At 72.2% G+C, this 7,968-nt stretch carries 8 protein-coding genes; 5 read left to right on the top strand and 3 right to left on the bottom strand.

Going from position 1 to position 7,968, the window contains the following annotated elements:
- Window positions 1–196: 196 nt before the first annotated feature.
- A complete protein-coding gene (locus ACFWFI_RS38345) occupies window positions 197–1,867 on the top strand; it encodes a penicillin-binding transpeptidase domain-containing protein (protein WP_387399747.1) in 1,671 nt (556 codons plus the stop codon).
- A gap of 355 nt (window positions 1,868–2,222) precedes the next feature.
- Entirely contained in the window at window positions 2,223–3,440 is a 1,218-nt protein-coding gene (locus ACFWFI_RS38340) for a YncE family protein (protein ID WP_387399744.1), read from the top strand.
- A 177-nt stretch (window positions 3,441–3,617) separates the two neighbouring features.
- Here the strand turns inward: ACFWFI_RS38340 and ACFWFI_RS38335 are convergent, their stop codons facing one another.
- On the bottom strand, window positions 3,618–4,529 hold the full coding sequence (locus tag ACFWFI_RS38335) for a DUF2510 domain-containing protein (protein WP_387399741.1): 912 nt from the start codon (window positions 4,527–4,529) through the stop codon (window positions 3,618–3,620).
- Between the two features lie 91 nt (window positions 4,530–4,620).
- Here ACFWFI_RS38335 and ACFWFI_RS38330 point away from each other — a divergent pair, with 91 nt between their 5' ends.
- Window positions 4,621–4,914, top strand: a complete 294-nt coding sequence (locus ACFWFI_RS38330; RefSeq protein ID WP_387399750.1) for a cytochrome P450 — start codon at window positions 4,621–4,623, stop codon at window positions 4,912–4,914.
- Between the two features lie 73 nt (window positions 4,915–4,987).
- Here the strand turns inward: ACFWFI_RS38330 and ACFWFI_RS38325 are convergent, their stop codons facing one another.
- A complete protein-coding gene (locus ACFWFI_RS38325; RefSeq protein WP_387399738.1) occupies window positions 4,988–5,659 on the bottom strand; it encodes a response regulator in 672 nt (223 codons plus the stop codon).
- Between the two features lie 2 nt (window positions 5,660–5,661).
- Complete coding sequence (locus tag ACFWFI_RS38320) at window positions 5,662–6,615, bottom strand: HAMP domain-containing sensor histidine kinase (protein ID WP_387399735.1); 954 nt, start codon at window positions 6,613–6,615, stop codon at window positions 5,662–5,664.
- A 212-nt stretch (window positions 6,616–6,827) separates the two neighbouring features.
- Here ACFWFI_RS38320 and ACFWFI_RS38315 point away from each other — a divergent pair, with 212 nt between their 5' ends.
- Both ACFWFI_RS38315 and ACFWFI_RS38310 read left to right on the top strand, forming a co-directional pair.
- Window positions 6,828–7,103 (top strand): hypothetical protein, encoded by a 276-nt coding sequence (locus tag ACFWFI_RS38315; RefSeq protein WP_387399732.1) that lies wholly within the window; start codon window positions 6,828–6,830, stop codon window positions 7,101–7,103.
- A gap of 82 nt (window positions 7,104–7,185) precedes the next feature.
- Window positions 7,186–7,917: a FadR/GntR family transcriptional regulator gene (locus tag ACFWFI_RS38310; protein WP_387399729.1), complete on the top strand. Its 732-nt coding sequence runs from the start codon at window positions 7,186–7,188 to the stop codon at window positions 7,915–7,917.
- Window positions 7,918–7,968 lie beyond the last annotated feature (51 nt).

The raw sequence follows: 7,968 nt of genomic DNA, 5'->3' as shown, positions 1-7,968 counted from the left end.
GTGCCGCCCCCCGACGACGCGGGGCGGCACCGGCCCGTTCGTCGTGCTGCCCGCCGCCGGCCGCTCTCGGCTCACTCTCCCGCCGCTCTCCTTGGTGCCCCGCCGCCAGGGAGCAGCGGTTAGCGTGTCGGAGGGATGGCCGGGGACGGTCCGGTCACGGAAGAGGTATCCGCAGCGGACGAGGAGACAGCGCCAAGTGTCTGACCCCACCTTGCAGCAGATGGCACGTCATGACCGCACGGGGAGTCGCGGACCACGCAGAGGGCCGGTGCTCGGCGTGGCGGTGGCCGTCGTGCTGGCTGCGGGCGCGGGCTGGTGGGGGTACCGGGCCTGGTCCGGGGACGGGACGGAGACGGACCCCGAGGTGGTCGCCGCCACCGAGCGGCTCCAGTCGTTCCTCGACGGGTGGGCGGCGGGCGAGGCCGCGGAGGCCGCGGCCCTGTCCGACTCGCCGGAGAACGCCGAGTCCCTGCTGACCTCGGTGATGACGAACCTGAAGCCCACCAAGGCGGAGCTGTCGGCGGGCGACGGCAAGAAGAACGACAAGGGCGAGGTGACCGTCCCCTACACCGCGCGGTTCACCATCCCCGCGGTCGGGCTGTTCAGCTACGGGTCCGAGGCGACCCTGACCAAGAAGGCGGAGCAGTGGACCGTGGAGTTCGGCTCCCCGATGATCCACCCCCGGCTGAAGCCCGGGCAGACGCTCGCGCTGAAGACGGTGGCCGAGCGGGCCGCCGTGCTCGACAAGAACGGCGACGACCTCCAGGCCGCCTCGCTGCGCGGATCGGTCGACGAACAGGGCAAGGGCACCTTCGGCCTCGAAGCGCGCTACGACAAGCAGTTACGGGGCGGCGGGGGCGCGGCGACCAGTGAGGTGGTGATCGCCGACCGGCAGTCCGGCCAGGCCGAGGCGTCCCTCACCAAGAGCTCCGCGAAGCCGGGCACACCGGTCAGGACCACCATCGACCCCGAGGTGCAGGGCGCGGCGGCGGCGGCCATGGAGGGGCTGAAGGTGAACGCTGCGCTGGTAGCCGTGGAGCCCTCCACCGGCAACGTCCTGGCCGTCTCCAACCGTCCGGCCGGAGGCCTGAACCGTGCGCTGGCCGGGCAGTACCCGCCCGGGTCGACGTTCAAGGTGGTGACGGCGGCCGCGATGCTGAAGGCGGGCATGAAGCCGGCCGACGTCGTGAAGTGCCCCAAGTTCGCGCATGTCGACGGGCAGCGGTTCGAGAACCAGAACCAGTTCACGCTGCCGGCCGGCTCGTCCTTCAAGGACTCCTTCGCCAAGTCCTGCAACACCATGTTCGTGGAGCACCGCGCCAAGGTGGGCGGCTCCGCCCTCCACGACGCGGCCGAGGCGTTCGGGATCGGGGGTGTCTGGGACGTGGGCGACACGACGTACGACGGGTCGGTCCCGGTGAGCACCTCGGACAACGACCTCGCGGCGTCCACGATCGGCCAGGCCCGGGTCCAGGCCTCGCCCCTGGTGATGGCGTCGATCGCGGCGACGGTGAAGGAGGGCTCCTTCAAGCAGCCGGTCCTGGTGCCCGACGCGGTCAAGAAGAGGCACGAGGCGACGGCACGGCTCGCCCCGTCGGTGACCGGGGCCCTGCGCGACATGATGCGGGCGACGGTGACGTACGGAGCGGGCAGCGCCCTGACGGGAATCCCCGGGCAGCCTCACGCCAAGACCGGGACGGCGGAATTCGGCGACGAGAAGCCGCCACGCACCCACGCCTGGATGATCGGCTACCAGGGTGACAGCGACCTGGCGTGGTGCGTGATGCTGGAGGACGGCGGTTCGGGCGGCGCCGACGCGGGGCCCGTGGCGGCCAGGTTCCTGAAGAGCCTGCCGGACGCGGGCTGACTGCACCGGCGAGTCCGGCGCGACCAGAGGCAAGCTCGTACTCGAAGTGACTGCATGGTGAAAGCCCCGCCTTCCCCGAGTCGTCCCCCTCGGGAGGACATCCCCGAGGGGGGCAGGCGTCCTCATCTCGACGCGTCCGGCTCGACGCGTCCGGCTCGACGGGGAAGCCGCCGCTGACCGCCCCGTGCGGGTCGTCCGATCGGCTGACCCACCCGTCAGCCGTCCCGCGCCCCGAGTCCGTCCGACGGGTCGATGGACCGTGCGGGCCGGTGCCGGAGGCTGGAGGAGCCGGCGGAGACCGCGGCGCCGCAGCGGACTTCCACGGTGCGGCAGGACCACAGGAAGGTGCCCACCGATGAGCGCCAGGGCAGAAGACCTTCTCACCCGGGCGGCATCCTCCGGCTGCCGCAGGACCGGAACCGGTCCGTGGCCGGTGAGGCGCGCGGCCCTTCTCGCCGGTGCGGTGCCGATCGCTCTCACGGCGGCGCTCGCCGGATGCGCACCGAGCGGAAGCACGTCCCCGTCCACGACCGCCACCTCACCGCAGCAGCGTCCGAGCGCGGCGCGGACGGACGACGCCCAGGCCCGCATCCCCGGGGGAACTCTCCTGGTCACGGACTTCGGAGCCGATACCGTCACCTTCGTCGACCCGTCAGGTCGTGGGACGTCCGGCCGGCAGTCGGTCGTGGTCGGCACGGCCCCGTACGGCATCGCGCTCGGCGGTGACGGCACGGCGTGGGTGGCGACGGCCGAAGGGGTGGCCGCGGTGGACACCGTGACCCGGAAGCGGACCGCCCTGATCCCGTACGCGACCGACACGGGGCCCGTCACCACGGGCGAGTACCGGGGCGGCGGCATGGGGATCGCGCTCTCCCCGGACGGACGCACCGTCTATGCCGGCGTGAACGTCCCCGGTGCTCCCGGCACTCTGGAAGCGATCGACACCGTGCGGCGCGAGGTGGTCGAGACGGTCCCGGTCGGCCGCCGGCCCTTCGACGTCGATGTCTCGGGTGACGGGCGGCAGATCTACACGACCGACCACGACTCCTTCGACGTCACGGTCGTCGACGCGGCGACCTGGAAGACCCGCCGCATCGAAGTGGCCCCGTACGGGACCGAAGGAGGGCTCGGTTCCTGGCTCAAGCCGCACTACGCCGCCGTACGCCCTTCGGACGGGGCCCTCCTCCTCCCCTTCGAGGGTGAACGCCTGGCCGTGGTCGAACCGGACACCGGCCGTGTCGGCATCGAGCGCATGACCGCCGACACCCACCAGCACGGCGTCGCGGTCGCCGACGACGGGACGCTGTACGTGGTCGGTACCGGACCCATCGACCCCTCGACCGACGCGGGCCCTTCCCTGACCGTCCGTGCGCCCGGTGGGACGGAGCGCGTCATCCCCTTGGACGGCCCGCACGAGGACGTGGTGGTGACCGCCGACGGCCGGACCGCCTACGTATCGGGAGGCTTCACCCGTGACGGCTACTGGGACGGCCTCAGCGTGGTCGACGTGGCGACGGGCGACGTGACGCGGATCCCGGCCGGCACGCGGCCTCTGGGCATGGTGATCCTGTAGGCGGCCGGGTCCGTGGGCGACGCGCACGATCGCCTCGTGGCGGACCGGCCCTGCACCCGGCCGCGTTCCCGGCTTGGTCGAACGGGCCCGGAGATCCCGGTCGCGCAGCAGGCAACCGTACGGGTCGAGGCCGTACCGGAACTGTCCGGTACGGCCTCCGGGGCGAGGTGGGATTCCTCAGGCGGTCTCGCCGGAACCTGAAGCGGAACCGGATCCCTCCGCTTCCTTGATGCCCTTGGTGATGTCGTCGAGGACCGAGAGCTTCGGTGCCTCGGCGTTGATGTCGAAGCCGGAGCGGACGACCACCAGCATGCTCTTGACGTTGGGGGAGGGGAACGCGAGCGACTCGACGTATCCGTCGTCGCCGTTCTTCGTCACCACCTTCCAGCGCACCAGGTAGCCCTTCTGCCCGGCGACGGTGACCGCACCGGACTTGAGCTCCTCGTGCGAGGTGATGCCGCCGTAGATCTTCTCGCCGTACGACTCCTCGGCGTTGGCCTTGATGTCGGCCTCGGCCGCGGCCTTCGCCGTGGTCGCCTCGACCTTCAGGGCCTGAGCCGGTGCCGAGAACACACCGCCCCGCACGCACGTCTGGGCGTCGTCGCCGGGGCAGGCGTACTCGCCGGTCGTCACGCCGGCGCCGATGGCCCCGGACTGGCCCTTCCAGCCGTCGGGGACGGGGATGCTGATCCCGCTGGCCGCGTCGGTGGCGTATCCCTCCTCCGTCTGCGGCATCTGCTGGTCGGGGCTCTGGCCCTCGCCGCCGTCCTGCCCGCCGTTCTGCCCGCCTTCGCCTCCTGGGGCGCCGGGGAGGCGAGGGCTCTCCGAGGGTGCGGGGGCCGCGGCCGAACTGTCGGTGCGGTCGCCCGAACTGTCGCCCAGCAGGTACGCGCCGCCACCGACGGCCGCGAGTACGACGATGCCGACGGCGATGCCCGCGCCGATGCGTATGCGACGGCGCCGGACCGTCGCGGGGGGTATCCGGAGCTGGTCGGTCCAGCGGCTCCCGTCCCACCAGCGTTCCTGGAGGGGGCCGATTCCTGAGTGCCCGGGGTCTGGATGCCAGCCGGGCGGGGTCGTCTGGGTCACAGGAGCACCGTAGGCGCACTGGGTGAGAATCGTATGAAACACACAGCGAGGTCGTAGCCGCGCTCCGGGCCGCGGCGCTTAGGGGGACGCGATCCTCCTCGCCTTCGGCGCCGCGGGCCGCGACCCCGCACTCCACGGTGACAGCGCCTGCGAGTTCGACGCCTCGCGGGAGGCGTCCGACCATCTCGCCTTCGGCCACGGCGTCCACTACTGCCTGGGCGCGCCGCTCGGCCGCATGGAGGCCGACATCGCGCTCCGGGCACTGTTCGCCGCGTTCCCGGACATCGCGCTCGCCGTTCCGCGGGAACAGCTCGTCCCTCAGGCGTCGTTCATCGCCAACGGCCACCGGGAGATGCCGGTCGTGCTGAGGCCGGCCACCGTCTGATCCCGACCCGACCCGGAAACGCCGCGTGCCCGTAACCCCTCCGCGGGGGTCACGGGCACGCGGCCGCGGTCTCCTACGGCTCGATCAGCCCTGCCCGGATCGCGTAACGGGTGAGCTCCAGGCGGTCACGGAGCCCCAGCTTCTGCAGCAGATTGGCCCGGTGCCGCTCCACCGTCTTGACGCTGATCACGAGCATGTTCGCGATCTCCTTCGACGAGTGGCCCTCGGCGACCAGTTTGAGGATCTCCTCCTCGCGCTCGGTGATCGCCCGGTCCGGGACGTCGCCGCCCTCCCTGACCCGGTCCAGGTAGTTCCGGATGAGGGCGGTGACCGCCCCCGGGTAGAGGAACGGCTCGTCGCGCATGGCCGCACGGCAGGCCTCGACGAGATCCCGGTCGGCGACCGACTTCAGTACGAAGCCCGAGGCGCCGGCCTTCAGCGCCTCGAAGAAGTACTGCTCGTTGTCGTACATGGTGAGCATCAGGATGCGCAGCTCCGGCATGACCCGGGACAGCTCACGGGCCGCCTGAAGGCCCGTCAGGCGGGGCATGGCGATATCGAGGACGGCCAGGTCGGGCCGCTCCTCACGCGCCATCTCGATGGCCTCGGCGCCGTCGCCCGCCTCGGCCACGACCTGGAGGTCCGGTTCGCCGTCGAGGATCAGCCGTACGCCGCGGCGTACCAGGGCGTGATCATCGGCGAGCAGGATGCGGGTCTTCCGGGACCCGGCGGGGGAGTGGGACATGGTCAGGCGCTTCCGTTCCGTACGGGCACATCGAGGCGTACGTCCGTGCCGCCCGTCGCACCGGTACCGAGAGTGAGTGTGGCACCGATGAGCAGGGCGCGTTCGCGCATGCCGCGCAGTCCCGCGCCCTCGGGGGCGTCCCCCAGGCCGCGGCCGTCGTCACGGATGCGCAGCTCCACCCCGCCGGGGCGGCGGTGCAGGGAGAGTTCGAGCAGGGTGGCCCGGGCGTGCCGGACGGTGTTCGTCACCGCTTCCTGGGCGATGCGGTAGACGACGAGCTCCGCCTCCTCACCGAGAGGGGGCAGATCCTTCTCCATCCGCCGCCTGATCGTCAGCCCCTTCGGTGTCGGCGTCTCGGTGGTCAGAGCCGTCAGGGCGCTGACCAGCCCGAGCTCCTCCAGCACCCCCGGGCGCAGCCGTCGCGCGATCCGGCGGATCTCGTCCAGGCTTCCCCGGGTGATCTCCTGCACCTGCGCCAGCTCCTCGCGCAGCGGCTCCGGGGCGTGACCGGTGACCCGTTTCAGTTCCAGCAGAACCGCGGTCAGGGTCTGGCCCACCTCGTCGTGCAGTTCCTGCGCGACCCGGCGGCGCTCGGCCTCCTGGGCCCCGAGAGCGCGGGCGCTGCTGGTCGCGCGTTCCGCCTCCAGCCGGTCGAGCATGCTGTTGAACGTCTCGATCAACGCCGCGACCTCCCCCTCACCGGCGACCTCCGGGCGCGGACGCGGACTCAGGAGATCGATGGTCGTCATCGCGCGGGTGACCCGTTGCAGCGGCGCCAGTCCCAGCCGCAGGAGCAGCGCGTTCGCGCCGAGCATCAGGGCCATGCCACCGGCCAGGATCAGGGCCTCGGTCAGCACCACCGGGGCGGACACGGTGATCGGGCCGAGCAGCAGCAGAGCCCCGGCGGCGACCAGCACCGCGGCGTTGAGCAGGAAGATGCGCCAGAACAGGGACAAGACCGCACGGCCTCCTTCGGACGGGTACACGGGCGGACGACTGCCTCCACTATCGCCGGTCGAGGGCCGCGCACGGCTCCGCTCCCGGTCCGTGGCCCCGTCTGCATGGCGCGCCCCCTCGAAGATGGGTGTCAGCCCCGATGTCCCGCGGCCCCCTCCCGCACCGACGATGGAGTCGGACCCAAAGGTTTCTGATCCGGGAGGGAGTCACCATGCCCCACTACGACGAGCGGCAGCACGGCCTCGAGGACCGTCTCCGCAGCGACGACCCCGTACCCGCCGGTGCCCCGGAGCGGGAGGCTCCGCGCGGATTCCGTCCCGGCCGGACGTGGCTGTGGCTCACCGTCGGAGTCGTCGGCCTGGTGACCGGCATCTTCATGGGGCACGGCCTTCTCATCGCCGCCGGTCTGGTGGTGGCCGGGATGGCGGGACAGCTTCTCGACCCGCAGCGGAGAAGGTCACGGGGCGGCGTGCCGCGACCCCGCTGAGCCGCCCCCGGGCTTTGGTCCGACCACACGCGCTGTGTGACATAGTCGGGGCATGCGTATCGCCCGGAACAGGGAGTAGCGGATGCCCGTCGAGTGGCAACCCGTACGGCAGTCCCGCACCCACGAACTAGTGCTCCAGAGCATCGAGGAACGGGTCTTCGCCGGAGAGCTGAAAGCGGGCGACCGCCTGCCGCCCGAGCGGGAGCTCGCGCCGGTGCTCGGCGTCAGCCGGTCCGCGCTGCGCGAGGCGCTCAGGGTGCTGGAGACCATCGGCGTCCTGGTCGCCCAGCCCGGCCGGGGCCCGGATTCCGGGGCACGCATCGTGCGCAACCCGGACGACGCGCTCGGCCGCCTGCTGCGCCTCCACTTCGCGCTCGGCAGCTACAGCCTGCACGACGTGCTGGAGGCGCGCGTGGTCCTGGAGCGGTCGAGCTGGGAGGCCGCCGCCCGGCACGCCCGGGCCGGGGACCTCGACGCGGCGGCGGAGCTCGTCCGGCGGATGGGCGAGCCGGACGTGGGCGTCGCCGAATTCAACGACCTCGACACCCGCTTCCACGTCCTGATCGCCGGGAGCTCCGGTAACGCGCTCACCTCCACACTCACTTCGGCGGTGCGCGAATCCGTCCGCCCGCTCATCCTGCGCGCCCTGGAGGAGACCGACGACTGGCCGGCGACGGCGGGCGCACTCAACGCACAGCACGCGCGGCTGCTGCGGCTGGTGCGCGAGGGGCGGGGCGGCGAGGCGGCGGACCTGGTCGAGGAACACATCAGGGGCCTGCACGGAACGCTGGTCGACGGGAACGACGCCTCGTAGGGGCGGGGACGTCTGCTGCCGAACGGGAGCGGGGAGGGTGCACGCGCACCC

The sequence above is a fragment of the Streptomyces sp. NPDC060209 genome (genome assembly GCF_042728155.1).
Taxonomy (GTDB): domain Bacteria; phylum Actinomycetota; class Actinomycetes; order Streptomycetales; family Streptomycetaceae; genus Streptomyces.
Note: the sequence above shows the minus strand (reverse complement) of the source record. Positions and strands in the feature narration are given on the sequence as shown.